At 68.9% G+C, this 25,661-nt stretch carries 28 protein-coding genes, 1 tRNA gene and 2 pseudogenes; 23 read left to right on the top strand and 8 right to left on the bottom strand.

Annotated elements, in window-relative coordinates; genetic code table 11:
- Positions 1-11 precede the first annotated feature (11 nt).
- Complete coding sequence (gene sthA / locus OHA34_RS07310) at positions 12-1,256, top strand: Si-specific NAD(P)(+) transhydrogenase (RefSeq protein ID WP_329521071.1); 1,245 nt, start codon at positions 12-14, stop codon at positions 1,254-1,256.
- 37 nt (positions 1,257-1,293) lie between these two features.
- On the opposite strand, the gene OHA34_RS07305 is transcribed toward sthA, so the two are convergent.
- Positions 1,294-1,713, bottom strand: a complete 420-nt coding sequence (locus OHA34_RS07305; protein WP_285940355.1) for an SsgA family sporulation/cell division regulator — start codon at positions 1,711-1,713, stop codon at positions 1,294-1,296.
- A gap of 361 nt (positions 1,714-2,074) precedes the next feature.
- Between OHA34_RS07305 and OHA34_RS07300 the strand changes: the two genes are divergently transcribed.
- From OHA34_RS07300 to OHA34_RS07250, 11 genes are all read left to right on the top strand, one after another.
- Positions 2,075-2,482 carry a PGPGW domain-containing protein gene (locus tag OHA34_RS07300; RefSeq protein WP_285940354.1) on the top strand — a complete coding sequence of 136 codons (408 nt, stop codon included), beginning with the start codon at positions 2,075-2,077 and terminating at the stop codon, positions 2,480-2,482.
- Between the two features lie 24 nt (positions 2,483-2,506).
- Positions 2,507-3,511, top strand: a complete 1,005-nt coding sequence (locus OHA34_RS07295; protein ID WP_329521070.1) for an ABC transporter permease — start codon at positions 2,507-2,509, stop codon at positions 3,509-3,511.
- Positions 3,512-3,583: 72 nt separating this feature from the next.
- Positions 3,584-3,655: transfer RNA gene (locus tag OHA34_RS07290), tRNA-Val, on the top strand.
- A gap of 245 nt (positions 3,656-3,900) precedes the next feature.
- Complete coding sequence (locus OHA34_RS07285) at positions 3,901-4,407, top strand: PASTA domain-containing protein (protein WP_329521069.1); 507 nt, start codon at positions 3,901-3,903, stop codon at positions 4,405-4,407.
- A 129-nt stretch (positions 4,408-4,536) separates the two neighbouring features.
- The gene (locus OHA34_RS07280; RefSeq protein ID WP_329521068.1) at positions 4,537-5,769 is read left to right on the top strand and encodes a helix-turn-helix domain-containing protein; all 1,233 of its coding nucleotides are present in this window, start codon (positions 4,537-4,539) and stop codon (positions 5,767-5,769) included.
- 61 nt (positions 5,770-5,830) lie between these two features.
- Positions 5,831-6,052 carry a hypothetical protein gene (locus OHA34_RS07275; protein WP_329521067.1) on the top strand — a complete coding sequence of 74 codons (222 nt, stop codon included), beginning with the start codon at positions 5,831-5,833 and terminating at the stop codon, positions 6,050-6,052.
- A gap of 65 nt (positions 6,053-6,117) precedes the next feature.
- Positions 6,118-6,315: a hypothetical protein gene (locus OHA34_RS07270; protein WP_329521066.1), complete on the top strand. Its 198-nt coding sequence runs from the start codon at positions 6,118-6,120 to the stop codon at positions 6,313-6,315.
- Positions 6,312-6,539, top strand: a complete 228-nt coding sequence (locus OHA34_RS07265; RefSeq protein WP_329521065.1) for a hypothetical protein — start codon at positions 6,312-6,314, stop codon at positions 6,537-6,539. Before OHA34_RS07270 ends, OHA34_RS07265 begins: the two co-directional genes overlap by 4 nt.
- A gap of 227 nt (positions 6,540-6,766) precedes the next feature.
- Positions 6,767-6,970, top strand: a complete 204-nt coding sequence (locus tag OHA34_RS07260; RefSeq protein ID WP_329521064.1) for a hypothetical protein — start codon at positions 6,767-6,769, stop codon at positions 6,968-6,970.
- Positions 6,971-7,054: 84 nt separating this feature from the next.
- The gene (locus OHA34_RS07255; RefSeq protein WP_329521063.1) at positions 7,055-7,258 is read left to right on the top strand and encodes a hypothetical protein; all 204 of its coding nucleotides are present in this window, start codon (positions 7,055-7,057) and stop codon (positions 7,256-7,258) included.
- Positions 7,259-7,401: 143 nt separating this feature from the next.
- Positions 7,402-8,910 carry an asparagine synthase gene (locus OHA34_RS07250; protein WP_329521062.1) on the top strand — a complete coding sequence of 503 codons (1,509 nt, stop codon included), beginning with the start codon at positions 7,402-7,404 and terminating at the stop codon, positions 8,908-8,910.
- On the opposite strand, the gene OHA34_RS07245 is transcribed toward OHA34_RS07250, so the two are convergent.
- Positions 8,873-9,343 (bottom strand): GNAT family N-acetyltransferase, encoded by a 471-nt coding sequence (locus tag OHA34_RS07245; RefSeq protein WP_329521061.1) that lies wholly within the window; start codon positions 9,341-9,343, stop codon positions 8,873-8,875. The genes OHA34_RS07250 and OHA34_RS07245 overlap by 38 nt on opposite strands.
- Before the next feature lie 915 nt (positions 9,344-10,258).
- Between OHA34_RS07245 and OHA34_RS07240 the strand changes: the two genes are divergently transcribed.
- The 3 genes from OHA34_RS07240 to OHA34_RS07230 all read left to right on the top strand — a co-directional run bounded on the left by OHA34_RS07240 (position 10,259) and on the right by OHA34_RS07230 (position 12,821).
- A complete protein-coding gene (locus OHA34_RS07240; protein WP_329521060.1) occupies positions 10,259-11,050 on the top strand; it encodes a pentapeptide repeat-containing protein in 792 nt (263 codons plus the stop codon).
- Between the two features lie 266 nt (positions 11,051-11,316).
- Positions 11,317-12,405 carry an IS630 family transposase gene (locus tag OHA34_RS07235; RefSeq protein ID WP_329521059.1) on the top strand — a complete coding sequence of 363 codons (1,089 nt, stop codon included), beginning with the start codon at positions 11,317-11,319 and terminating at the stop codon, positions 12,403-12,405.
- Positions 12,406-12,455: 50 nt separating this feature from the next.
- On the top strand, positions 12,456-12,821 hold the full coding sequence (locus tag OHA34_RS07230) for an STAS domain-containing protein (RefSeq protein ID WP_443029621.1): 366 nt from the start codon (positions 12,456-12,458) through the stop codon (positions 12,819-12,821).
- A 72-nt stretch (positions 12,822-12,893) separates the two neighbouring features.
- Here the strand turns inward: OHA34_RS07230 and OHA34_RS07225 are convergent.
- Positions 12,894-13,177 (bottom strand): annotated as a pseudogene (locus OHA34_RS07225) (helix-turn-helix domain-containing protein); the annotation flags it as partial.
- Between the two features lie 182 nt (positions 13,178-13,359).
- Here OHA34_RS07225 and OHA34_RS07220 point away from each other — a divergent pair.
- The 3 genes and pseudogenes from OHA34_RS07220 to OHA34_RS07210 form a co-directional block, all read left to right on the top strand.
- A complete protein-coding gene (locus tag OHA34_RS07220; RefSeq protein WP_329521058.1) occupies positions 13,360-13,500 on the top strand; it encodes a hypothetical protein in 141 nt (46 codons plus the stop codon).
- Positions 13,501-13,601: 101 nt separating this feature from the next.
- Positions 13,602-15,056: a DHA2 family efflux MFS transporter permease subunit gene (locus tag OHA34_RS07215; RefSeq protein WP_329521057.1), complete on the top strand. Its 1,455-nt coding sequence runs from the start codon at positions 13,602-13,604 to the stop codon at positions 15,054-15,056.
- Between the two features lie 76 nt (positions 15,057-15,132).
- Positions 15,133-15,901: pseudogene (locus tag OHA34_RS07210) on the top strand (IS256 family transposase); the annotation flags it as partial.
- Between the two features lie 296 nt (positions 15,902-16,197).
- On the opposite strand, the gene OHA34_RS07205 reads toward OHA34_RS07210, so the two are convergent.
- Positions 16,198-16,560: an ester cyclase gene (locus OHA34_RS07205; RefSeq protein ID WP_329521056.1), complete on the bottom strand. Its 363-nt coding sequence runs from the start codon at positions 16,558-16,560 to the stop codon at positions 16,198-16,200.
- 124 nt (positions 16,561-16,684) lie between these two features.
- On the opposite strand from OHA34_RS07205, the gene OHA34_RS07200 reads away from it, so the two are divergent.
- The 5 genes from OHA34_RS07200 to OHA34_RS38435 all read left to right on the top strand — a co-directional run bounded on the left by OHA34_RS07200 (position 16,685) and on the right by OHA34_RS38435 (position 19,672).
- Positions 16,685-17,305, top strand: coding sequence for a TetR/AcrR family transcriptional regulator (locus OHA34_RS07200; RefSeq protein WP_329521055.1), 621 nt, complete (start codon positions 16,685-16,687; stop codon positions 17,303-17,305).
- 210 nt (positions 17,306-17,515) lie between these two features.
- Positions 17,516-18,649, top strand: a complete 1,134-nt coding sequence (locus tag OHA34_RS07195) for an IS701 family transposase (RefSeq protein WP_443029647.1) — start codon at positions 17,516-17,518, stop codon at positions 18,647-18,649.
- A 223-nt stretch (positions 18,650-18,872) separates the two neighbouring features.
- Positions 18,873-19,028: a hypothetical protein gene (locus tag OHA34_RS07190; RefSeq protein WP_329521054.1), complete on the top strand. Its 156-nt coding sequence runs from the start codon at positions 18,873-18,875 to the stop codon at positions 19,026-19,028.
- 51 nt (positions 19,029-19,079) lie between these two features.
- The gene (locus OHA34_RS38440; RefSeq protein ID WP_443029620.1) at positions 19,080-19,190 is read left to right on the top strand and encodes an HNH endonuclease; all 111 of its coding nucleotides are present in this window, start codon (positions 19,080-19,082) and stop codon (positions 19,188-19,190) included.
- A complete protein-coding gene (locus OHA34_RS38435; protein WP_443029619.1) occupies positions 19,190-19,672 on the top strand; it encodes an SMI1/KNR4 family protein in 483 nt (160 codons plus the stop codon). The genes OHA34_RS38440 and OHA34_RS38435 overlap by 1 nt, the downstream gene beginning before the upstream one ends.
- Before the next feature lie 77 nt (positions 19,673-19,749).
- On the opposite strand, the gene OHA34_RS07185 is transcribed toward OHA34_RS38435, so the two are convergent.
- From OHA34_RS07185 to OHA34_RS07170, 4 genes are all read right to left on the bottom strand, one after another.
- Positions 19,750-20,142: a DUF6221 family protein gene (locus OHA34_RS07185; protein ID WP_285940329.1), complete on the bottom strand. Its 393-nt coding sequence runs from the start codon at positions 20,140-20,142 to the stop codon at positions 19,750-19,752.
- 540 nt (positions 20,143-20,682) lie between these two features.
- Positions 20,683-23,214, bottom strand: coding sequence for a S8 family serine peptidase (locus OHA34_RS07180; protein ID WP_329521053.1), 2,532 nt, complete (start codon positions 23,212-23,214; stop codon positions 20,683-20,685).
- A 2-nt stretch (positions 23,215-23,216) separates the two neighbouring features.
- A complete protein-coding gene (locus OHA34_RS07175; protein ID WP_285940326.1) occupies positions 23,217-24,407 on the bottom strand; it encodes a hypothetical protein in 1,191 nt (396 codons plus the stop codon).
- Positions 24,408-24,416: 9 nt separating this feature from the next.
- Positions 24,417-25,643: a S53 family peptidase gene (locus tag OHA34_RS07170; RefSeq protein WP_329521052.1), complete on the bottom strand. Its 1,227-nt coding sequence runs from the start codon at positions 25,641-25,643 to the stop codon at positions 24,417-24,419.
- Between the last annotated feature and the right edge of the window lie 18 nt (positions 25,644-25,661).

Genomic DNA, 25,661 nt, shown 5'->3' with positions numbered 1-25,661 from the left:
TCGCCCAGGGTGTGTCTGATCATCATGACCTGAGTGGGCTCAACCAGCGCGAACTGTACGGGCAGAGCTACCGGGTCAAGCAGGACATCACGGTCGCCGACCTCGGCATCCGCACCCAGCACGTGATCGGCCGCGAGGTCGACGTGATCCGCAGCCAGCTCGCCCGCAACCACGTCACCGTGCTGCCCGGGATGGGACGGTTCCTGGAGCCCGACGCCGTCGGCGTGAGCGGGGGCGGGGAGCGCGAGCGGAAGGTCACCGCCGACCGGATCGTCATCGCGACCGGGACCCGCCCGGCCCGTCCGGACACCGTGGAGTTCGACGACCGCACGGTGATCGACTCCGACGGGATCATCAACATGGAGCGGATCCCCGAGACGATGGTCGTGGTCGGCGCGGGGGTGATCGGCATCGAGTACGCCTCGATGTTCGCCGCGCTCGGCACCAGGGTCACCGTGGTCGAGCGGCGCGACCGGATGCTCGACTTCTGCGACCTGGAGATCATCGAGGCGCTGAAGTACCACCTGCGCGACCTGGCGGTCACCTTCAGGTTCCGCGAGACCGTCGCCTCGGTCGAGCGGACGGCGCACGGCGCGCTCACCGTGCTGGAGAGCGGCAAGCGGATCCCCGCCGACACCGTGATGTACTCGGCCGGCCGGCAGGGCGTGACCGACGGCCTCGACCTGGACGCCGCCGGGCTCACCGCCGACCACCGCGGCCGGATCAAGGTCGACGAGAACTACCGCACCGAGGTTCCGCACGTGTACGCGGTGGGCGACGTGATCGGGTTCCCGTCGCTGGCCGCGACCTCGATGGAGCAGGGCCGGCTGGCGGCGCACCACGCCTGCGGCGAGCCGGTCTCGGAGATCCACAAGGTCCAGCCGATCGGGATCTACACCATCCCCGAGATCAGCTTCGTGGGACGGACCGAGGACGAGCTCACCGAGGCCAAGGTGCCGTTCGAGGTCGGCGTCTCCCGCTACCGCGAGCTGGCCCGCGGTCAGATCATCGGCGACTCGTACGGGATGCTCAAGCTGCTGGTCTCGTCCGAGGACCGGTCGCTGCTCGGCGTGCACGTCTTCGGCACCGGGGCCACCGAGCTGGTGCACATCGGGCAGGCCGTGATGGACCTCGGGGGGACGGTCGACTACCTGGTCGACGCGGTGTTCAACTATCCGACGTTGGCCGAGTCCTACAAGGTGGCCGCGCTCGACGCGACGAACAAGATGCGCCACATCGCCAGGCTGGGCGGCTGACCGGCCCCGCCCCCGTCCGGCGTGGCCGGGACGGCGCTCAGGACGGCCAGAGCAGGTTCTCCAGCTCGGAGTCGATGTCGATGAAGTCCGGCTCCTGCCCGGCCGGGACGGCCTGGTAGGTCCGGTGCAGGAAATCGGCCAGCGGGGAGAGCGGCACCTCGAACAGGGCGTCGCCGAACGGGGACGACAGCGCGATGTTGAGCGTGCTGTCGTCGTCGGGGGATGCGGGCCAGACCTCCACGTCCCCGTCCCCGACCTTGCGCACGATGCCGACGGTGAGAAGCTCGCGAGCGAAGATCCACTCCACCGGCTCGTCGTCGCCGACGTAGAACGCCATCCGGATGGCGTACGGGTCGTCCGCCACGTACTCCAGCCCGGCGAGCAGGGGGACGGTCGTGCGGTCGGGGACGACGAGGCGAAGGCCCAGCTCGGCTGAGACGGTGGTGCTGCTGTTCATGAGCAATCCTTCAGACGTCGGTCCCGCTGACGCGCGGGCGCTCGGGTGGGAAACTGCACTCCCTCCCACGGATGTCCCCGCGATCTATGACGCGTAACTGAGGGAAGTTGTGGGAACATTCCGCGACCCGTGCCCGGTGTGACCTATCTCACGTTCCCCAAAGGGGCCCCTGACCTGGGCAAAATGGGATCAATCGGAACGCGCGCCGGGGATTCGCGGCCCGATCGGCTGACGGCATGCCCGTCGCTGTGTGACTATCGGCGGGGCGGCACCATGGTCGGTATCGGGATCGAAGATCCGTATCGGCCCCCGTCTGACATAGGGTAATCACGTGGCGATCAACCATGAAAAGGACCCCCCGGTGGCTGCCGCCGAGGACGAGCCCGGCCCGTTCACGCGCTTCCGCGAGGTGATCCGGCGCAACGCGCTCCTCAACAACACCTGGCGCGTCGGCGTCTTCACCGTCGGCGCGACGGTGCTGGTCGGCGGGCTAGTCATGATGGTCGCCCCCGGCCCCGGAATCCTCGGCATCATCGTCGGCCTGGCGATCCTGGCGACCGAGTTCGCCTGGGCCCAGCGCGCCCTGCACCACGCGAAGCAGGCCGCCGAGAAGGCCAAGGAGAAGGCGCTCGACCCCCGCAAGAAGCGGCGCAACACCATCCTGGCCGTCCTCGGCGGGATCCTGGCCGGCGCCGCCGTCATCGCCTACCTGGTGATCTACGGCTTCAACCTGCCGTGGAACATCGAGGACCTCACCTTCTGGAACTGATCAACGATCACATAGCGTGATGCCATGGAGCATCCGCGTGACCGTCGTGCGCCTGCCGAGCACTGGGCCGCCTTCCGCCACTCGCGGTACTTCCCCGCCGTCGTCCTGACCCTCATCCTCTCCGCCGCCGCGGGACTCTTCGCGGGCTCCTACTGCTACACCCTGGCCAACCCCGCCCCCCGCCACGTCCCCATCGCGGTCACGGGCCAGGGCCGGTCCGACGTGCTCGTCAAGGCCATGGACCAGGGGCTGGACGCCTCGCTGGCCGTCCACCGCTACGCCACCTATGCCGAAGCCCGCGCCGCCGTCGAGAAGCAGCGCGAGTTCGCCGTCCTCGTCCTCGGCGGCGACCGCGCGACCCTCGACGTCGCCGCGGCGGCGGGCGCCTCGGTCGCCCGCCTGCTCATCCAGGCGGCCCCCGCCGCCGGACGCGCGGCCGGCGTCCCGGTCCAGGTGAACGACATCAAACCGCTCCAGAGCAGCGACCCGCAGGGCCTGGCCATCTTCTACATCTCGCTGGCCGCCGTGATCATCGGCTTCATCGGCGCCGTCAACCTCACCGTCCACGCCGGCGGCCTCAACACCGCCGAGCGCATCGCCTTCACCGCCGCCTACGCCGCCCTCGGCGGCTTCACCATCTGCGCCATCGTCGACTGGCTCCTCGGCGTCCTGCGCCTCCCGCTGAAGGAGTCCTGGTTCATCCTGTCGCTCACCATGTTCACCAGCGGCATGGTCTTCACGATGTTCAACACCCTCATCGGCCGCTGGGCCATGATCCCCACCTGGGGCCTCATGGTCGTGCTCGGCAACCCGTCCTCGGGCGGCGCGGTCTCCTGGCCCCTCCTGCCCTCCGTGCCGGGCCGCGTCGGCCGCTGGCTCCCACCCGGCGCCTCGGTCAACGCCCAGCACACCGCCATCTACTTCAGAGACCACCAGATGGCGCTGCCCTTCGTCGTCCTCTTCCTCTGGAGCCTGGTCGCCACCGCGGTCTTCATCATCTGGCAACGCCGCCGCCCCGGCACCCCTTGACCCACGATGCGCGAGCACCCGCCGACATACGCTAGAGTTTCCGACGTCGGAACGCCGCAAGGCAGACCGCCAGGGCGATTAGCTCAGTGGGAGAGCGCTTCGTTCACACCGAAGAGGTCACTGGTTCGAACCCAGTATCGCCCACCCGCAGGTAGAAGGCCGTTTTCCTTGCCAGAGGAGAGCGGCCTTTTTCGCGTCTGTGCGTGCCTGGTGCGTGATGATCTTCAAGAGTCGTCTCGTGCGTGCGTTCCTAGTGTGCGCGGAGTATGACCGGATGGTGACAGCCGTCTGCCCCTGGCAACGGCCACGCGGCCCGGTGCGTCACACGACCATCACGTCCCCCGCCGCTCCGCCACGATGACGGGACCACCATGTACGGACCGCCCCCCATGCGACAGCCAGCGCCCCGCCGCCCCGGCATCCCCGGCCCCTTCGTGGCCCTCATCGCCATCGGAGTCGGCATCGCGGCTCTCTTCACCGGATGCGTCGTCGGGGTCGGGATCGGGAGCCAGCCCGACCCGGGACGGTCGCCCGTCGCCGCGACGGCGTCAAGCTCCAGGTCGGCCGAGTCTGTGGTCGCTGAGCCGACCACCGCCACGCCGAGCGCCAGGTCCACCGCGAGTCCGACCGCCAGTGCGAGCCCCTCGACGCCGGCGCCGACCAGACCGCCCGCGAAGATCAAGGTCCCGGACGTTGTCGGCGCCAATCATCAGGCCGCGCAGAACACCATGCAGGCGGCCGGGTTCTTCGGGCTGGCCGAGGAGGACGCGACCGGGCAGGGGCGGGCGCTGCTGTGGGACCGGAACTGGGTCGTGGTCCGGCAGTCACCGAAGGCGGGAAGCAAGGTGTCCCCGGACACCACGATCACGCTGTACAGCAAGAAGATCGGCGAGTAGCCCGTAGACGAGACCGACGCCCCGCCCCTCACGTCCGATGAGGTGGCGGGGTGTCGTCGCGTCCCCTGACGATAAAGGGCCCTGCGCCGTAGCCTGGGATTGTCGAGATCTCAGGAAGGTGCAGGGCCTATGAGCGACATTAACACCGATCCCGCCGACCCGGATCTGTCCGTCGGGCAGCGCATCCAGTTCTTCCGCGAGCGACAGGGCATGTCCCGCGAAGTGCTCGGCGGGCTCGTTGGGAAGTCCGGCAGGTGGGTGAAGTCCATCGAGCGCGGTGAGGTCGGGGAGCCCAAGCTTCCGGTCCTGCTCGACCTCGCCCAGGCGTTGAAGTTGCGTGACCCCGGTCGCCTTGTCGGCGGTCACCTCAAGGGCACCAGCGTGTTCCGCGGTCCCGGGCATCCGGCCCTGCCGTCCGTCCGCGACGCGATCAACGCGGTCACGGTGTCAACGGACACCGAGCCCGTCCCCCTCGACCACCTCCAGGCCCGGCTCGGCGCCGCTTGGCGGGCCCGTCACGCCGCACCCGATCATCGGACGGTCCTCGGCGCGCTGCTGCCGGACCTGATCCGGGACGCCAAGCGCGCTGCCCGCGCGTACGAGGGCGCTGACCGGCGGCGCGCGCTGGCCCTGCTGGCGGGCACCTACAACCTCGCCCAGTTCTTCGTCGCCTACCAGCCGGACGCGGCGCTGCTTTGGCGGGTCGTTGAACGGTCCATCATGGCGGCCGAGGAGTCCGAGGACCCCCACGCTTTCGCCGGCGCGGTATGGCTGGCCGTCCAGGCGCACCGTGATGCCAACGATTTCGATGCTGCGGAGTCGATCAACCGTGAGGGCATGGAGGTGCTCGCGCCGTACGCGGACAGCGCGAACGTGGGATTCAGGGCCCTGTGGGGCGCCTTGCATCACGAGACGGCGTACACGGCGGCGCGAGCCGGTCGGACTGCGGACGCGTGGCGCTGGTGGGGGCAGGCGGACGAGATCGCCAAAGCGCTCCCCGTCGACTTCTATGAGCCGATGACGAGCTTCAGTCGGGTCGTGATGGGCGCGCACGCGGTCACGATCGCGGTTGAGTCGCGGAAGGCTGGGGAGGCCGCGCGGCAGGCCGCCCGCACGGTGGCGGCGGCGATCCCGTCCAAGCCCCGCCGGGGCCGACACCTGATCGAGGTCGCGCGCGCATGGCAGCTCGCCGGAGATCGCCGTTCGGCGCTCGGCACCCTGCGTGATGCCAACGAGGCGGCACCGGAGACGATCCGCTTCAACGGGTATGCCCGCCGGATAGTGCTGGAGACGGCGCAGGAGCCCGGGGCTTTGCAGGCGGACGCCCGTGACCTTGCGGACCGCATTGGCCTTCTGGTCTGACCGTAACAAGGGGACAGGAATCCTGTCCCTCGAGGCCTGCGGGGCGCCTTAGCGTCCTGCCATGAGCAGCGACCGCCCAGTCACCAACCCCGCGTGGATGGTCCCCGACTTCGACGTCTTCTGGACGCCGGGAAGCCCGGACGGCGGCTCTTGGCGGGCAGTGCTGAAGGCCGATCCGGAGGTGGTCCACGATGCCGCCGACTGGGACGCGCTGTCCGCTCGCTGCGCGGTGACGCGATGCGTCAGAACTCTCCGCGCCGCCGCAACGGGGGCCCGCTCGTGAGATCCGCGCGCCTGTCCACCGACGCACCCACCATGTACGCGTGGGACGCCGGCCACGCAGCCGGCGTGGCTAGCGATGAGGGCCTGGCCGTCGAGGCGGTCAACGAGGCGCTTGCCGACGCGCCCCCGGACACGTCCGCGCGGATCCGGCGCGTCCAGGTCGGCGAGGTGAGCGGCAACTACGTGACGCTGGCCGTCGTCGGCGTGGCCCGTCGGGACGCCGAGACAGGCGCGGTGGAGTGGACGGACGGCGGGCCGTGGTGACCGCGGCCGAGGCCGGCGACGACCGCCCCAGCGTGTTCGCGGTCATCCCCGAGTTCACGGTGATGCACCGTCCTCGCGGCGGGTGGCGGGCTTGGCATCGCGTCGACCACGACCTCGTCATCGATCAGGCCACCTGGCTTGACCTGGAGGCGGCGTGCAGCGCCGCCCGGGTCGCCCGCAACCGCCGGATCACCACCGGCCGCACGAGGGACGCGGGCTCATGAACGTGGACGCGGCAACTCGCGCGCGGCGGTCACCGCGCTCACTACGTCGTGCGGTCGCCCGCCCGGCCCGCCCGGTTCGAGCCCGGGGACCCGACAGGCGGGGACCGCACGACCCGATGCCCGGCCGGCGGACTGGGGAATCCGTCCGGCCGGGTGGGGGGATCGCGCGGCCGGTGCTCCACACCCCCGCTCCCCGGGGAGCACCGGCCGTGCTTGGGGAGGCAGCGATGACGGAGTACCAGCTACGTGGCCACGGCGGCGTCTACTTCCTCCGCGACCAGGACGACCGGATCGCCGGGACGCTGCTGCGCGAAGCCGGCGGGTGGTGGCGCGGCGTCGCCCCCGGCGGCCGAGTCCGCCGCCTGTTCGTCCCGCCCGACACCGACGGCGACCACCGGCTGATCGCGGCCGAACGCCTCGTCGGCCCATGAGACCCCGCGGCCCCGGGTTTGCTGGCGCGCGCCCGGGGCCGCGGCACCAACCGATGCAGCGCGCCGAGAGCGAGGTCAGCGCTAGTGACCAGTACCGCACCCGAGATCGAGAAGACGGCCACCCTGCTGGAGGCGTTCCAGGCCCCCTGCGTCGAGGCGCCGAGCGTGGATCACCTGTTCGCCGGGGTGGCGCGCTACGTCGTTCAGACGCCGCCGGTGCGCAACGACTACAAGAAGCAGGCCGGCTCGTCGGACGGGGCCAGGACCTACGACACGACGTCCACCTGATCCGCAGCACAGAGCCGCGGCCCGGCCCTGGTCAATCGACAGGGCCGGGCCCTTTGCCCCTGCAATGAGAGGAGATGGTTGTGCTCACCCTGCGGATCAACCCGGACGCTTCACCGACGTGGACATGGAGTGGACGTTCCTATGTGACCGACGACGATGGCAGCCAGGTGACCCCCTACACGCACCCGATGGTCGAACAGGCCGCTGCCACCGACGGCACCCGCACCGCGATCACCGTCCGGGAACGCGTGCCCGGCCGGGCGGCGGCGCCCTCGGCCCCCGTGCGGGTCACGGCGGCCGAACTCGATGAGATCACAGCCGCGGCCAAGCGGTGGCCCGTCGACCATGTGCTGATCGAGATCGCCGCGCACCGGCCGGTACGGGTGACCGCCGGTGCCGCCCGCTCCACCTCGCTGTTCCTGGCCCACCAAGCCGGCGTGCTGCATGGGTCGTGGGACCTGGCCGACCTGCGACCGTTCGCGACCGGGATCAACCCGAAAGAGGCGACCCGGTTGCTGATCTACCGGCCCCGCTACAGCACTGAGACCGCTTTCAAGGGGATCCACCGGCTGACCGAGCGCGCCACCGCCACCTTCGGCGGAGACCTGTTCATCGGCTACCCCGACCCGATCGTGCACGCCGAGCCCCGCGACCTGGTCGACGGCGCCGACGTGCTGGCCGCGTTCTTGGACGGTATCGACACCGCGCTGGACGCCCGCCCGCTGGAAGTGGACGCCACCCTGTGCCACCTGACCGGCGGGCTGGACTCTGGCTCGATCGGCACACGGATGGCCCGCCGCTGGCCCGGGCTGATCGACACCGCGACACTGATCGTCATCGGGGCGGGCAGGCAACAGCAGATCCGCCGCCGCGCCGAGTTCCGCGACCGCGTGCCGTTCGGCCCGAACGACCTGTGCCTGGACACCCGCGATCTGCTCATGTTCGGGCCGGACTGCGCCAGGGTCCGCGGTGAACTGGTCAGCCCCTACGACGAGCCGATGCACGAGCACTTCACCGAACTCAACGCCCAGATCGCCGCTCTGGGCGCACACACCGTGGTCACCGGCCTGGGCGGGGACGAGATGGTCGCCGTCGGCTCGGCCGAATCCGCACAGGCCGCAGCCGACAAGGCCGACGACTTCGACCTGCTCTGGCTCGGCCCCCGGGCCCGCACCGCGATCGAGTACGGCGACGACGGGATCGCACCCCCCGCCATGGCCGGCGGCATCACCCTCCAAGCCGCAGAGACCGTCGCGCCGCCGCTACTGCGAGCCGGGCTGTGGCCGGTGCACCCCTTCACCGACCGTGCGCTGATCGAACTGGGCGACCAGCTCCCGTTCTTCTGGCGGGAACTCAAGCAGCTCCAGCGCCGCCACCTGGCCACGTTCGGGCTCAGCCATGACGCTTGCAATCCCACCGAGCGGGAGAGCTTCGCCGAACTGGTCCAAGAGTCCCTTGTGGTCAACGGGCTGCCGCTGCTGCGCCGCATCCTGCGCCAGGGCTCGCCGCTGATCGAAGCCGGACTGTTGGACCCCGACGGGCTGAAGACCATGACCGACGCCCTGGAGCGCGAGGCCTACCAGGAGGAACCCCACTCCAAGCTGGTCGAGGTCATCACCCTTGACCTGGCAGTGAAGGCGTTCCTGAGCTGAGCAGCGGCGGAAGGTCGAGCCGCTCGGCGGGCCGCGCCATCATGTACAGGCGGGTGTGCGTCCGCTGCTCCTGACGCACGAGCGTGAAGCCCTGCGTCTGGTTGTAGCGGGCCACTCCTTCGAAGTGGCAGTGGCGCCGTACCCACGGCACCCCGAGCCGGGCGGCTCGATCGACGGCCCACAACGCCATCACCGTCCCCGGCCGCCGACCACGCAAAGCCGGGTCGGTGATCGACCCCGATAGATACAAAGCGGGCTCGGCGCGCTCCTCCTCCGTCCAGCCCCACGGGGGGCCCTGCTCCTGGACGAGCATCTGCCCGACCACACCGCGCTCGTCGCTCTCCAGCACCCACACGTCCCCCGCAGGGTTGTCGCACTGGGCGACCAGATCATCAAGCGCGTCCCGCCAGCTCGGCAGACCACGCTGCTCCATCCAGGCGCACCGAGCCCGAACAAGGCCCGCAACGGCGGACCGGTCAGCAGTCACTGCGGAGCGCATTCTCAGCACGGACGCCATTCTCCTTGAACCCGCTGCCAGACCCCAACACCCTGAAGTCAGCCGTGTCGGCTTGCCGGGTGGCTCCCGCCCAGGTGCTCTGGCACGTAGCAGACCAGGTGACGTGCTCGTCCTCGCAGTCGCGGCACCGGTAGGTGCGGTGCCCGCCGTGGCGCTGCCGTGCAGCGGCGCAGCCACAGGGTGCCCAGCCGACAAGCACACGACGCGGGCCGAGACGATGACCGTACGGGCAGACGCGAGGCATGCCCGCCACGATAGAGGGGACGCTCCCGGCGTTTACCGGCGAGGCCGCGAGGGTGTCCATGCCTCAAGGTGGGCAGGGCGCCGGTGACAGGAACTGGAACCGCGTTCTGTGGAAAACGGAACGGCCCGCCCTCCGCCGTGGCGGCTCTACGGGTGCCCGCTGCCCAGGTGCTCAGGCTTGCCGAGACCGAGGCAGAGGCGCCATCGTCCCATTCCCAGAAGGGGAAGGAAGCGGGCGGTTGAGCCCACAGAGCGCATCGAGACCATAGGGAACTGTGGCCACACTTGGTCGCCTGTAGCTCCCGCGTCCCCGCGGGTGTTCCATTTGCAGATCGGTACCGTCGAAGACGGCAGTTCCCCCTTTCTCCGCCCGCCAGGAGTCGCCGTGCTCGATCCAGCCTCTGTCGATGACTACGCCGTGCCCGAGCCCGGAATACGGGCCTGCCCGGCGACGGTCCTCCGACCTGTGGGGCGCTGACCGTGAGCGACTCTGAGACCGAAGGCGGCGGCCAAGGGCCGGGCGAAACCGCCCAGGCGCCACCCACCAGGCGCCGCCTCCGGCCAGGCCGGTCCTTGCTCAGGATCACGTTGCCGACCCAGGATGAACTGGATCAGCTCCCCGCCGAGGTGCGACTGGAGTTGCGCGACCGGCATCGGGCCGAACGGCATCAATGGCTCAACTCGCTGGGCATTCTGTTCGGTGTGCTGTTCACCGCTGGCAGCCTGGTCGCCACCGGTCTGGCCTTGCGCACCTCCCAGGAGGACCTGCGCAACTCCCAGGACAACCTGCGGGTCGCCCGAGAGAGCCAGCTCACCGACCGATACGCCAAGGCCCTCGAAGCCTTAGCCGACGATGACACCACCATCCGCCTCGGCGCCATCCACGCCTTCAATCGACTCCTGACCGATTCCCTCCGCGACCGTGACGCCATCACCGCCCTGCTGGCCGGCTTCACCCGCGAACACGACCCCGCACCCACGATCAAGCAGGCCAAGCTCCCCGAAGAACCCTCCACCGACATCGCCGCCGCACTCACCACCCTGGCCAACAACCCCCACCCCGTTCCACCCCTCGACCTCCACCAGATCCGCACCCCCCACATCAACCTTCCTAAAGCCCACTTCAGCAAAGCGAACCTGAACGACGCGGACCTGCGCGAGGCGGACCTGAGCGGCGCGGACCTGACCGGCGCGGACCTGACCGGCGCGAACCTGACCCTCGCGGACCTGACCGGCGCGGACCTGACCGGCGCGTACCTGACCGGCGCGGACCTGACCGACGCGGACCTGCGCGGCGCGGACCTGACCGGCGCGAACCTGGGCATGAGTGCAGACGAGATCCGCCAGATAGCGAAGACCGACGAGCGAACTAAGTTCTAATACCACCCCCGCCTCAATCACACAGATTCGGAGGAATGGCCCCACAGGGAGACGCACCGCAAACCAAGCGACCACCACCAGCACCCATCGGGAAGCGCCCCGGGACGCCCTGCCGTCGGCGAGGTATCCGTGGACCAGACATGACGAAAAGCGCCGCACCCTCGGAAGGGTACGGCGCTCTCCTGCCGGTCGGGCTTCCCCACCCGCCGACGTGTCGAGGCTAGTGTCCTGAGTCGGAAGTTCATGTGCGGCTGTAGGGTGCGGTGATGCCTGGTCCGAAGCCGTTGTTGCTGGAGTTGTCCGATCACGAACGCAGGGTGCTGCGGGGCTGGTTGCGTAAGCAGACGGCGTCTCAGTCGCTGGTGTTGCGGTCGAGGATCGTACTGGCGTGCGCGGAGGGCCGGCCGAACGCGCAGGTCGCGCAGGATCTGGGTGTCTCGCGGGAGACCGTGCGCAAATGGCGGGCCCGGTTCGCCGCGGACCGGCTGGAGGGCTTGGTGGACCGACCGCGTTCGGGGGCCCCGCGGAAGATCACCGACGAACAGGTCGAGGTCCTGGTCGCCAGGACGCTGGATCAGGCGCCACCGGCAGGTGATTCGCACTGGTCGACGCGTTCGATGGCCCGCACGGCGGGGATGTCACAGTCGGCTGTCTCGCGGATCTGGCGGGCATTCGGCCTCAAGCCGCACATTGTGGAGACCTGGAAACTGTCGACCGACCCGCAGTTCGTGACCAAGGTCCGCGACGTGGTGGGCATCTACCTCGCCCCGCCCGAGAACGCCCTGGTCCTGGCGGTCGACGAGAAGTCACAGATACAGGCTCTGGACCGGACCCGGCCCGTGCTGCCGATGGCGCCGACCACGTCGGCGAAGATGACCCATGACTACATCCGGCACGGCACGACCAGCCTGTTCGCCGCCCTGGACATCGCCTCCGGCTCGGTCATCGCCCAGCACTACCGCCGCCACCGCCACCAGGAGTTCCTCCGCTTCCTGAAGGTCATCGACGCCGCCGTCCCCAAGGACCTCGAACTCCACCTGGTCCTGGACAACTACGCCACCCACAAGACCGAGCCGGTCAACAAGTGGCTGCTGCGTCACCCCCGCTTCCACCTGCACTTCACTCCCACCTCGGCGTCCTGGCTCAACCTCGTCGAGCGCTGGTTCGCCGAACTGACCTGCCGCAAACTCCGCCGCTCGGCCCACCGCAGCGTCGTCGAACTCGAACGGGACATCCGCGGCTGGATCAACGAGTGGAACAAGAACCCCAAGCCCTTCGTCTGGACGAAGACCGCCGACGACATCCTCGACACCCTCGCCGCATACTGCACACGAATTAACGACTCAGGACACTAGAGGGCGGCGACCACAGTGCCGAAGAACGGCGTCTGCTGGACGAGCACATCGTGGCCTACCGGCTGGACGGCCCGCTGTTCTTCGCCGTCGCACACCGCTTCCTGCTGGAGTTGACCGAGGTCGCCGACGTCCGCGTGGTCATCCTGCGGATGTCACGGATCTCCGCCCTGGACGCCACCGGCGCCGGCGTCCTCGGCGACGCCATCGCCCGCCTGGAACACCGCGGCATCACCGTCCTGCTGTCGGGTATCCACCCCCGCCACCATCAGGTACTGGCTGCACTGGGCATCGCCGAACACCTGCACCGCGACGGCTTGGTCTTCCCCGACACCCCCACCGCCATCGCCCACGCTCGCCTCCACAGCACCGGCCGACAACTCACCCCCAGCAAGCCTCAGACCCAACTGACGGGCTGAGCCGCGCACGCCCTGGCTTACCGACACCACACCGGCAGACCAGCACAGCCTCAAAGGGCCAGCGGCCCACGCCCCATCCCTCCTGGCCTTGGCCAGCGCCCGAGCAGTTCGGGAGATCGGGCCGACAGCAGCGTCACCGTCTCGTTGACGCACCGCCAGGCGGTGCTGGTTCCGACCCCGAAACCAGCGCCGAACTGCGCGAACGTCTCGCCCTTCTTCAAGTACGCCAAGGTCATCAGTGCCTGCATGCCCGCCGACAGGGGCCGGCCCTTGCTGCCGGTCTGCTTGCGGTGACGGCCGACGACCCCTGTCACGTACTGCAACGTCGAACGCGACAAGGGCAGCGAAGAACGCAGAAGAGCATGTGAAACCTCCGGTGGGGCGGAGGGGTGTGAGAGATCACCCGCCCTACCAAGGGTTCTTCACGTTCCAGGGCCCACCACACCTCCCGAGGATGAAATGGGTTCGGTGTAGGCCGCTGCGGGGAACGGCACAAGTGGGGAGTGTGTGACTCGTGTTCGGGCGCTGGGGGCGAAGGATGCGGCACAAGACCAAGCCAGCTCCGGTGTTCTCCGGCCTCGGCGAGGTCTCGGCGGCTGTCGGGCGGGGCATCTTCTTGCTGCACAAAGGGGTGCTCGCCACGACCACCCATGTGGCCTATCAGCGGCTGGACCGGTAATGGCCGGAGCACGGCGCAGGGACGGCAGCAGACACGGCCCTGCCGTCGACTCCGGTGCGGCGGTCCCACTGGCCTCGCCGCCGGGGCGGTGGCTGCTGACGGTGACGGTGCTGGGCTCGGGGATGGCGTTCCTGGACGGCACGGTCGTTAACGTGGCGTTGCCGACGATCGGCCGGGAGTTGGGCGGTGGCCTCGCCGAGCAGCAATGGGTGCTGGACGGCTACCTGCTGACCTTGAGCGCGCTGCTCCTCGCAGGCGGTGCGGCCGGGGACCGTTACGGACGGCGCCGAGTGTTCACCAGCGGATTGGTGCTGTTCACCGTGGCCTCCTTGGCCTGCGGCCTGGCACCCACCGGCAACGCACTGATCACCGCCCGGCTGGTGCAGGGGGTGGGGGCGGCCGCGCTGGTGCCGGGCAGCCTGGCGTTGATCGATGCCGGCATCCGCGAACAGGACCGGGGCCGGGCGGTCGGACTGTGGGCGGGCATGTCGGGAGTGACCTCGGCTCTGGGGCCCTTCATCGGGGGCTGGCTGGTGGACGCGGTCTCCTGGCGGTGGGTGTTCTGGATCAACGTGCCGCTGGCGGGAGCAGCGTTGATCATGGCACTGCGTCACCTGCCCGAAAGCCGCGATCCCGCCAGCCGAGACCAGGGCAGGTTCGATGTGGTCGGCGCGGCCCTGATCACGCTCGGCCTGGCCGGGATAATCTACGCGCTCATCGAGGGGGCCAGCCGCGGGTGGCGGCCGGTGACCATCGTCGCGGCCGGCGTGGGGATCACGGCGGTGGCGGCGTTCCCGCTGGTCGAAGCGCGGGTGGCAGCGCCACTGCTGCCGCCAGGATTGTTCCGCTCCCGGCAGTTCACCGGCGCCAACCTCACCACCCTGGCGGTATATGCGGCGATGGGCGGGGCGCTGTTCCTGCTCACCTTGCAGCTACAACAGAGCCTGGGGTATTCCGCACTGGCGGCTGGACTGGCCACCCTGCCCACCACCGTCATCATGCTGCTGGCCTCCCCAAGGATGGGCGCACTGGCGCAACGCATCGGCCCTCGGCTGCCGATGACCATCGGTCCGCTGGTGGCCGGTGCCGGGCTGGCCTTGATGTCGCGGATCGTGCCCGGCGCGGACTACGTCGGTGCGGTGCTGCCGGCGGTGGTGGTCTTCGGAATCGGGCTGGCGGTCACGGTGACGCCGCTGACGACCACAGTGCTGGCCGCGGTGGCCGAACAGCACGTCGGGGTCGCCTCCGGTGCCAACAACGCGATCTCCCGGATGGCCGGGCTGCTCGCAGTCGCGGTCCTGCCACTCGCCGCAGGGGTGGACGCCGGCCCAGGACAAGCCCTCGGCCCCGCTTTCTCCCGCGCCATGCTCATCACCGCCGTAGTCTCTGCACTCGGAGGGTTCATCGCCCTGGCCAGCGTGCGCACCGCCACCACTGTCGCCCCCCACCCCCTCCCGGGCATCAACCAGGCCTGCCAGCACCCCTGCACCCGCGCCTTCGCACAACCCGGACAAGGCCAAGCCAGCCGCTCAGGCATCGCCGAAGATCTGGAATAGCCCCATAGCGGGCCGCCCGCCTGCCTGAAAGCAATCAACGACTCCTGCTGTTGGTGGCCGGCTGAGATGATTCTGATCTGAGGTGCTCCGAATCTTCCGAGCACCTCAGTTGGACGTTCAGGTGGCCGCGTTCCGCAACCGGCCGCTGGAGGGTGGCCCGTGTGCGTTGGTGTGGGTGGACGCCCTGACGCAGAAGGTGCGTGAGGGCGGCCGGATCGTCAATGTGCACGTGCTGGGTGGCCACCGGTGTGAACGCCGACGGTCACCGCGAGACCCTCGGCGTCGAGGTGGTCTCGGCTGAGGACGGCGCCGGGTGGGTGGCGTTCCTGCGCGGGCTGGTCGCCCGCGGCCTGACCGGCGTCCAGTTGGTCGTCTCCGACGCCCACGCCGGTTTGGTCGAGGCGATCGCCGCCACGCTGCCGGGCGCGGGCTGGCAGCGGTGCCGCACCCACCAGCTGCGCAACCTGGTGCCCAAGTCGACGCAGCCGTGGGTGGCGACGCTGGTACGCACCATCTTCGACCAGCCCGCCGCCGAGGAGGTCGCCGCCCAACATGCCCGGGTCGTCGGATCGCTGGAGGCCAAGCACCCTGACGCCGCCGAGCACCTGGAACAGGCCAGACCCGACCTGCCGGCCTTCACCGCATTCCCGCGGCAGCTGTGGCGGCAGATCTGGTCCAACAACCCCCAGGAGCGTCTCAACAAGGAGATCCGCCACCGCACCGACGTGGTCGGCAGCTTCCCCGACCGGGCCGCGATCACCCGGCTGGTCGGCGCCGTCCTGATGGAGCAGACCGACGAATGGACCGAGGCACGCCGCTACATGGGCCTGGAATTCCTGCCAAAGTCCGCCTGCGCGTCATCGACGGCGCCACACCCGACCCCACGATCGACCAGCAAGAACTTACCGCTTAACCTGCAGAAACAGGATCACGCGGAGACCAACTCCTACACCACTCCGCTGGACGTGACCGTCGCGTATCAGGGGCTGTCGGTTCAGTTCCAGGACACCACCAGTATCGGGGGCCATCGCGGTATCCGGATTCCGCCGGCGTGAGCGGAGACTCGGGTGGTGGTCTGAGGTCGTCGACGCAACCGGCGCAGTGGCTGGTCCGCCGGACGACCTCGTGAGGCAGTGCGGACTCAGCGACGTGGGTCCGGGCCCTCGGTCATGCCCCAGGTCTCCGCGAGCCGGCCGTTGTCGATGCGGAAGATCTCGATCAGCATGGGCCGGACGTTGCCGCCCGGGGCCGCCATTCCCTCGACGGACGAGCGTACGGCGACTTTGTCGCCGTCGATCAGGATGTCGTCGGCGACGATGCTCATGGCCGGGAACTGAGCGACGACCTGGCGCCAGGCCTCCATGCCCGCTTCGAACCCGGTGGCGCCGAGCGGGTGGTTGACGTAGTCGGGGGTGAACAGGTCGGCGGCCTGGTCGAACTGCCGGGTGTTGAAGCACTCCTGCATCCGCAGCACCAGGGCGCTGGCTTCCTCGCGTGTGCTCATCGGAATGACTCCTCGTGTTCGGTGGTCCTGGTCATGGCGAAACGACGAGAGCGCATAAGCGGGGCGTCGCCCCGGTTATACGCGGCAGCATACGGGGCGTCGCCCCGGTTAAGCTAGGGATGAGATGTCCAGCCGAACGCCTGAACACACTTCAGCCGAGCCGCCGTCGGCCGCCGGGAACAGCCGGGAGCCACGGGCCGACGCGCGCCGCAATCGTGAGCAGGTGCTGCGAACCGCGCAGCAACTGTTCGCCTCACAGGGCCTTGGCATCTCGATCGACGAGATCGCCCGCCGCGCGGGTGTTGGTCCCGGGACCGTCCACCGGCACTTTCCCGCCAAGGAAGCGCTGTACCTCGCCGTCGCGATCGACCAGATCAGACAGCTGGTAACGGAGGGAGAAGCGCTCACCGGCACCGACGATCCAGCTGCCCTGTTCACGCTGCTGTCCCGGATGATGGCCTCGGGCGCGGAGAACGCCGCGGTGAAGAGCGCACTCACGGCCGTTGAGTTCGACCTGCGCGACGCCGCTCCGGACGTCGCAGCAGATCTCACGCACCAGGTCGCGCATCTGCTCGATCGTGCCCATCGCGCCGGCGTCGTGCGCCACGACGTCACAGTCGACGAGGTGATGGCAGTGGTCGCCGGCGCCTTTGCCGCGATCCGCCACGCCGACGCGGACACCAGCCGCGAACGCTCCGCACACATTGCCCGGATCATTCTTGACGGGCTACGGCCCCAATCCTGATGGCAATGGGCTCCGAGGCGTCCAGCGGACTCTCACCCCGATGACCGCTCCCACCTATCACCAGACCAAGCACTTCCACACCGCCGACGCCGAGATCCGCGCGTATCGGCTATCAACGTTGATAGACCGTGCTGCCCTGTGGGTGCTAGTACTGCAACGACAGGTTGTGATCACTGGTGTCTGGGTGATAGACGACGAAGTGTGGTTACGATCGATGTCGATGCGTGGTCGAGGGAATTCGCTGATTTTCTGGCGGTGTTCGCGCATCGCTTTCCTCGGGTGGAGTCGCGGCGTCAGGCGGCTTCCTACCTGCGTGGACTCTTGAGCGAGTTGGAGCGGAAGAACGGGTGGACTCTTGCCGAGATGTCGGGCGAGAAAGGTCCGGAGCGTCTTCAGCGGCTGCTGAATTTCTATGCCTGGGATACCGATGGGCTGCGTGATGACGTCCGCTCCATGGTAGCCGAGGCGATCGGTGACGCCGAGCGGGGCATGCTGATACTTGACGACACCGGATTTCTGAAGAGGGGCGTTAGATCGGCTGGTGTATCGCGCCAGTATTCCGGAACCGCAGGCCGGATCGAAAACTGTCAGGTCGGTGTGTTCTGTGTGTATGCGAGCCCAGCCGGGCGGGCGCTGATAGATCGGGAACTGTACCTGCCGAAAGCTTGGACCGAGGATCGTGAGCGGTGCCGCCAGGCCGGTGTCGGAGAGGATGTTGGGTTCGCCACCAAGCCCGAGTTGGGCCAGTCCATGCTCGCCAGGGCGATCGATTCCGGAATTCCTTTCGCATGGGTCACTGCCGATGAGGCATACGGGCAGGTGGGACGGCTGCGTATGTGGCTGGAAGAACGAGATATCGCCCACGTGGTCGCCGTTCCCCGAACCCAGATGGTGATTTCGATGAGGCTGGCGCAAGAACGTGCCCACCATCTGATCGCCGAGCTGAAGCCGGATGGCTGGCAGCGGCTGAGCTGCGGTGACGGTGCTCACGGACCACGTGTGTACGACTGGGCCGCAGTCGATATACGGCCTTGGAGAGAAGCTGGGAAAGGCCACTGGCTCCTGGCCCGAAGGAATCTCACACACCCGAAAGAGATCGCCTACTACATCTGCTTCGCCGACGAGCGGACCTCGCTGGCGGAACTGGCGCGAGTGGCCGGCAGTAGATGGGCGGTCGAGGAATGCTTCCAGGCGGCGAAAAATGAGACCGGCCTCGACCACTACCAGGTCCGTGGGTATGGAGCCTGGTATCGGCACATCACCTTGTCCATGGCCGCATTAGTCTTCCTTGTCAGGCTCCAGAAGGCCGACAAAAAGGGGGATGTGCCAAATACCTACCGGTAGGTATTCGACAGCTCAGCATCAATGAAGTTCGCCGTCTATGGAACCGTGTCGTAGTTCGTGTCATCCATGCCATCGACCACATTCTGAGATGGTCTGAATGGAGACGACGCGCCCAAGAGAAGGCCCGCGAGAGTCACTACCGAAGACGCGGATGACACGACCTGTCGTTGCAGTACTAGGGCGACTCGCTGACTCCGGGGAAGCTGTCGTTTCTCTAGAGATCGTGCAGGAGATCAGGGACCTCGATGATCCGCAGCAGAAAGGCATCTTCCTTGGGGTCGACCTGCTGGCCTGGATGAGCACAGCCAGGGCATCGCTCGACATCGATCAGTACGTCTATCACGAGTGCGGTGATCAATCGGATAGTGTCGCTCCGTAGAGTCGTACCTCTCGGCAGTAGAGAGGCGGTGAACCCTTTCAGGGAGCTGGGGTGCCTTCAACGCCAGCTGGCTATACGTGGCATTATCATCAAGATCGTGGGCTTATGCAGCTCATCCAGAGGCAGATCCATGGCGACACCGGACACACTGGAGGTTTCTGATGATGGAGCTCTTCGAAGATAGCGACTACTATACCGGGCCTCCGATCGACAGGGACATGGTCTGTCGAGCCGAGGAGGACCTTGGCGTGCGCCTTCCTCGGAGCTACGTGGAGGTGCTATTCCTCCGAAACGGAGGAACCCCGCGACATCGCTGCTACCCAACGTCGTTTTTGACTTCCTGGGCTGACGATCATTTCGAGATCAGTGGGATTCGAGGAATCGGCGGAGCCTGGGGAATTGACTCGTCATCCGGTGGTGGAGGTTCACATTTGATCGCCGAGTGGGAGTATCCGGAAATCGGTGTGGTGATTTGTGATACGCCTTCCGCTGGCCATGACACGGTAATGCTTGACTATTCCGAGTGTGGCTCCGAGGGTGAACCTGACGTCGCATACATCGATGAAGACCGCGTCCCTCGGCGGGTAGCGCAGTCGTTTGACGAGTTCCTCACGCGGCTAGTGCATTGCGGTTCGCTTGAATAAGGGAATGTCTCATGTGGTAAGCGTGGCGAGTTTCCTGTGGATGCGGGCGGCGTCCCGCGTGAACATCCGGTCGATGCTCACCAAAGCCGCCAGTCGTCTTGGTAGTCGGGGTGGTCGGCGTACACGGTGGCGAGGTGGCGCAGGACGACGTAATAGGCGTCCGTGGTCTCCGGGCCGCCGTAGCTGTCCAGCTCGATGATCAGCCGCCGCTTGGCCTCAATCTCGGCGAGCGCGCGGGCCGGCTCATGGTGGGCGATGTGTGTCAGGTCCTCGGCTGTCAGGTTGGTGCGATCGTCGGCGATTGACAACCCGTCGTTGTCACGTAGGACCTTGTACTCAACCGGCTCGGCACCGTCGAAGCCGTGCTCGGACGTCAACCGCCACGGCGCGGCCGATGCGAGCCGGGCCGCCTGCGCCACCAGTTCGTCATCGTCGAGCCGCGCCTTGACGAACTCCACCAGACCGTTCATCCCGCCATCCTCTCGCCTCGCAGGTAGGTCTGCCCGAACCTGGGCCACACATCTCCGCCCCCATCTTGGTGCCGCACGTTCCGCCGTAGTGGATGACGCTCGGCCTCGGGTCGTCCTCTCGGCGCACGGTTGCGTACAGCCTTCCGCCGCACGGCTCCCGTCGACCTGCTCCTGACACGGCCCGATCTCGATGCGGCGGGCCCTGACGGCGCGAGCAGGGACCTGGCCCGGGATGCGAGCCCCAGATTCTCGTAGATCGGCGTCGTCTGACCGTTGCCCGGGGCGGCGGACGCGGATCGGCGGCATCGCCCGCCCCGACCTGACTGCCGGGATCGACGTGGACGGTGATGGCGCCGCGACGGCCGATGCACGCCGCCGACTGGCCACAACCGGAGACGGAGACCTCGACCGTGCGGCGAGGACCGCCAAAGCCCGGCCCGAGGTTCCTGCCCACCTCAGCGATCAGGCGGGCTCCCCGCACGACGTGGTGCGCCGCGCCGGGGCGGCTCGGCCCCGGCGCGACGCCCGTCGGCCGTGCGGTTATCCGGCTATGGGGGTGCAGGTGCGGTCGCCGATGAAGGCGTTGTCAACGGCCCACCAGCCGGAGTTCTGGCCCCGGTAGTGGAACCGGAACTTGACGTTCGCCTTCCCGGTCGCCTGCGGGATGGCGACCACCTGCGGCGCCGGGCCGGGGATGCCGGGGTAGCCCTTGTTGATCCAGACGTTGGCCCACGTGGTGCCACCGTCGAGGCTGAGGTCCACCGCTGCGACGGAGTTGGTGGCGGGCGACAGATCGTTGCCGAACTCGAGCGTGGCGTGTTCGCGTCCGGTCATGTCGATCTGCGGGCTGGTCAGGTAGGTGTCCTGGACATGACCCGCACCGGACTTGAGCGAATCGACGATGGCGAAATCGCCATCGCCGCCGGTGCTGTTGGTACGGCCGCCGGGATTGTTGAAGACCCAGCCGGGCTTGTGGTCATAGCCGGGGAATCGAGGGTTCTCGTTGGTGACGGTCCAGCCCTTCGGACGGTTCGTGCTGGGGAAGGTGTTCGTGACGCCATCCCGATCGACCTGGTAGCCGCGGGCCTCGCACAGCGGCGTGACGGTGAGTGCGACGTCGACGGTCGAGCCGGTGTCGTCGAGGGTGAGCTGCCGGGCGGCGGGTGTGTAGCCCTTCTCGGTGGCGGTGTAGGTGAGGGTGTAGCCCAGGTTCGGCAGCAGCGGGAGCGTGTACGCACCGGTGCCGGCGTCGGTGTCGGCGCTCCAGGTGTGGCCGGCGCCGTCGTCCGCGGTGACCTTGGCCGCGAGCCCCCAGCCGTGGCCGGACCCGTCGGTGACCTTGCCGGTGACGTTCACCCGCTGGGTCGGCGTCAAGGTCACGTCACGACTCGCCGTGCCGTTCTTGATGACGGTGACGGTGCCGGAGTCCTGCCGGTACCCGAACGCCTGCGTCGTGACCGTGTAGTCGCCGCCGAGCGTGCGAAGGTCGTAGGTGCCGTCGGCGCCGGTCTTGGCGGTCCGCTCCGTCTGGCCCGTCGCGGTGATGGTGGCGCCCGCGACCGGCTCACCGGTGCCGGCGTCGGTGACGGTACCGGTGACCGTGCCGATCCCGGCCGCCGCGTCGTCGACGAGCCGGAGGGCGTCGAGGCGGCCCTCGCCGTAGACGTTGTTGTTGGTGGCCGATCCGCCGCATTGGGCGTCGGCCGTGTCGACCGCGGAGAGATCGAGCAGCGCGCGCGTTCCCGCGATGTCCCGCGCGTACTCCGGACGGGTCGACCACAGCAGCGCGATCGCGCCGGCGACGTGCGGGGCCGCCATGGACGTACCGTTGTTGAGCCCGTACGCTCCGCCGGGCAAGGCCGAGCGCACGTTCACGCCGGGCGCGGAGATGTTCGGCTTGAGCTCCCCGCCCTGGCCGGGACCTCGGCTGGAGAACGGGGCGATGCGGTTGGCGCTGTCGTACGCGCCGACGGAGTAGTTCAGCGTCCGGCTACCGGGCGTTCCCGAGGTCTTGCAGTCAGGGCCGCTGTTGCCGTTGGACCACACCCCGAAGATGCCGGAGGCGGCCCACGCCTCCTGGATGTCCTCGAACAGCGGCTCGTCGGTCGGCACGTCCGAGCCCCAGGAGTTGTTCACGATGTCCGGCCGTCTGGACACGTCCGGGTTCCGGCCGGACAGGTCGGTGGGCGCGAGCATCCACTGGGACGCCTTGACCAGGTCCACGTCCGAGCAGGTGGCGCAGCCGTTGGCCTCGATCCACTTGACGCCCGGGGCGACGCCGATCTGGTTGCCCTGACCGTCGTCACCGGCCATGGTGCCCATCGTGTGGGTGCCGTGTCCGTTCCGGTCGCAGGGCGCGGCGGACGAGCAGGTGCCGGAGGTGTCGAACCAGTTGTAGTCGTGCGTGAACGTGCCGTCGCCGTTGTTGCCGCGGTACTGCTTCACCAGGGCGGGGTGGTCGTACTGGGCACCCGTGTCGATGCTGGCCACCACGACGTCCTCGCCGCGGCGCCCCGTCTGCGCCCAGACGTCATCGGCGTTGATGTTGCCGATGCCCCATTCCAGGCCGTTCGGCGCGATATTGGATGGTTTGGCTGCCGCGGGTTCGGGCAGCCTGTACGTCCGCGAAGCACGGATCTCCGTCACCTCGGGCATCGCGGCGAGCTTGCGCGCGGCGGCTTCCGTAGCGCCCTTCACGTAGATCGCGTTGGTCGCCCAGAACGCCTCGCTGCGCAGGCCCGCGGATCGGAGCAGCACGCGGACCGGACCCTGGGTCCGCGTTGCCGTGGCCTTCAGGTCGTCCACGACGGCGTTGCCGCGTGCCTTCCGGTTCTTGATCTTTGCCGGGCCGGACAGGTCGGTGTCGGCGGCCAGCCGCACCCAGAGGTCCGACGTCGCGCCGGCGGCGAACCTGTCCAGCACCGCGCGTGCGATCTTCGGCTTGGCCGCGGGCGCCGGCAGCGGGTCGGCCGAGGCGGTCCGGGCGGGTGTGGCGGTGAGCAGTGCGGCGGCCAGGACGCACGTCGACACCAGTGACAGGCAGGCCATCAGTCGGAGACGGAACCGTCGCATGGTCAGGACCCCCCGCAGGACCGGTGGTAGGCGAGCGGCCTCGGCCGGTGGGAGCCGTCGCCGACGTCGTAGCCGCCGACGACCCACGTCTCATCCGGGCCGGTGCCGGTGATGTCGCTGAGGTGGAAGTCCGTTCCGGACTGGCGCATGGCGGGCGGGGTGGCGTCCTGCCAGGTGCTGCCGTTCCCGTGGAGCAGTTGGTTGACCCCGTTCGTGCCGGTCCCGACCGCCCACACGTCGCCGGGGGCGGCGGCGTACACGGCACGCAGATCGGCGAGGGAGCCATCGGCGATACCGTCGACCAGGCTCCATGTGCGGCCGTCCCAGTGCATCGACACCTGCCCGCCACCCATCAAGGTGCCGACCGCCCACACGTCGCCGGTATCGGACGCGGAAACCGCGGTGAGCACCGCGGACGTGCTCGCTGCGGGCGTCTCGGCCCACTTCCGCCCGTCGTAATGCATTGTGAGCGGCGCTATGTCACCGTCACCGTCCTCGCGGTAGCCGACCGCCCAGATGTCGGTCGGGGAGATCGCGGTGACGGCGCGGAGTTCGGCACCCGGCGCCTCGTCGAGTGGATTGTCCACGATCGTCCATTCAGCGCCGTCCCAGTGCTCGATGAGCGCTCCCGTGGGCTTGGCGAAGCCCGGGCCCGCGCCTTTCTCCGGTTTGTAGAAGCGGCCGACCGACCACGCGTCACTGGCGGACAGGGAGGCCACGTCCCACAGCAGGACACCGCGCTGCTTCGGATCCGGTGAGACCGCGCTCGGCGTCATCGTCCAGCGGCCGTCGCGCAGCTGGAACGAGGTGGTGGCCTCGCTCCCGGCGCCGAAGGACTGCGTGAGCATCCAGCCGGTGCCCGTGGCGTCCAACGCTGTCGAGGTGGAGTTGAGCTGGATGTTCTCGACGACGGGAAGCTGCTGGGGGGCCGCGGCGATCGTCTTGCCGTCCCAGCGCAACAACGGCATGCCGGCCGGCGTGCCGGTGAACCAGACGTTGTGCGTTGACGAGGCGGCGACGCCGGTCGGGAAGCCGGCTCCGCTGGGAGCGGGCAGCGCCGCCTCGGACCAGGACGGGGTGCAGGCGGGCCGCTGCCGGGCGGCGGCGACTCCGCTGGTGGACGTGGTGAGCAGAGCGATGCCGGTCAGTGCCGCGGCGGTCAGGGCGGCGGCGCCGCGTGTTCGGGTTCGCATGGTGGTCTCCTAGAAGGCGGCGATGCCGTTGGGGGTGCCCAAGCCGGTCGGGCCGTCGTAACCCCGGCCCGCGGTGCACAGGTAGCCGCCGAGACAGGAGCCGTTGGTCCCGGCGGTGACGTCGTTGAGGTACTTGCCGCTCTTGTACAGGCGCGCGCCGGGCGAGGCGGGGAGGGTGTGTCCGGCGAGCCCGTACACGCCGCCGATGATGCCGGCGGCCACCGGGGTCCCGGCGGTCAGCAGCGAGCCGCCGCGGTCGGAGTTGAAGACGATGACCGGGCTGTCGGTGGAGGCGACCGCGGCGACGTCGGCCACCGTGCGGCGGTTCCCGCAGCTCCCCTTCCCCTGCCAGGCCGGGCGCGCCTCGGTGATGGAACAGCCGGAGCCCGCGCGCTCCCAGGCCCGCTCGGACCAGCCGCGTGCGGTGTCGTCGGGGTACAACGTGGTGCCGCCGACCGCGATCACCGACGGGTAGGCGGCCGGGATCGGCTGCGTGCCGGTGCTCCCGCCGCCGAACCCGTTGCTCCCGGCCGGCGCGACGATCGCCGTGCCCGGGTGGTCGTAGTGCTCGGCGTCCGCGCGCTGCCCGTCGTACTCGGGGCCGCCGAACGGGGTGACGACGGCGTGCGCGCCCTGGGCCACGGCCTGGTCGACGGCCGCCCCGAGGTCGGCGAACCGTGCAGAGTCCGCCTCGACCAGCAGCAACCTGCAGTTCGGGCAGGTGGCCGAGGCCATGTCGAGCGCGGTCGCGGCGTTCAGCGACCAGGCGGTGCTGGCCGGCGGCGGAGTGTCGCCGCCACGCTGGTTGATCTTACGGAAGCAGGCGTAGTCCGTCGTGCAGGGTGCCAGGCCGTTGCCGGTGCGGTACGCCGCGAGGTCCGTCTCGGCGGCGGGGTAGCCCAGCGGCGCCACCACCGCGACCGTCATGCCCCCGCCCAGCCAGTCGGACGGGAGGTTGTAGGCGGCCTGGAGGTCGGCGGGAGTGTAGGCGGGGAAATCGGTGGGCCGCACGTCGGTGGGACGCATGGGCCGGCCATCATCGGTGGTGATCACGCGTAGCAGGCAGTCGGCGGTGCCCGCCTCGGCTGCCGGGCACGCCGGTTGCGATGACGGTGACACCTGGGCGCGCGCGGCGGCGGGAACGGTGAGCGGGGACCCGGCCAGGGCGGCGACGGCCGCCATCGCCACGGCGGCCCGGCGCAGGCGCGGGGGACGGGTTCGGGGGGTGGCGTTCATGGTGAAGCTCCCTTCGGA

Source organism: Spirillospora sp. NBC_01491 (genome assembly GCF_036227065.1).
In the GTDB taxonomy this organism is placed as follows: Bacteria; Actinomycetota; Actinomycetes; order Streptosporangiales; family Streptosporangiaceae; genus Spirillospora; species Spirillospora xylanilytica.
The sequence above is the reverse complement of the archived record's forward strand: the minus strand, read 5'-3'. Positions and strand labels throughout refer to the sequence as shown.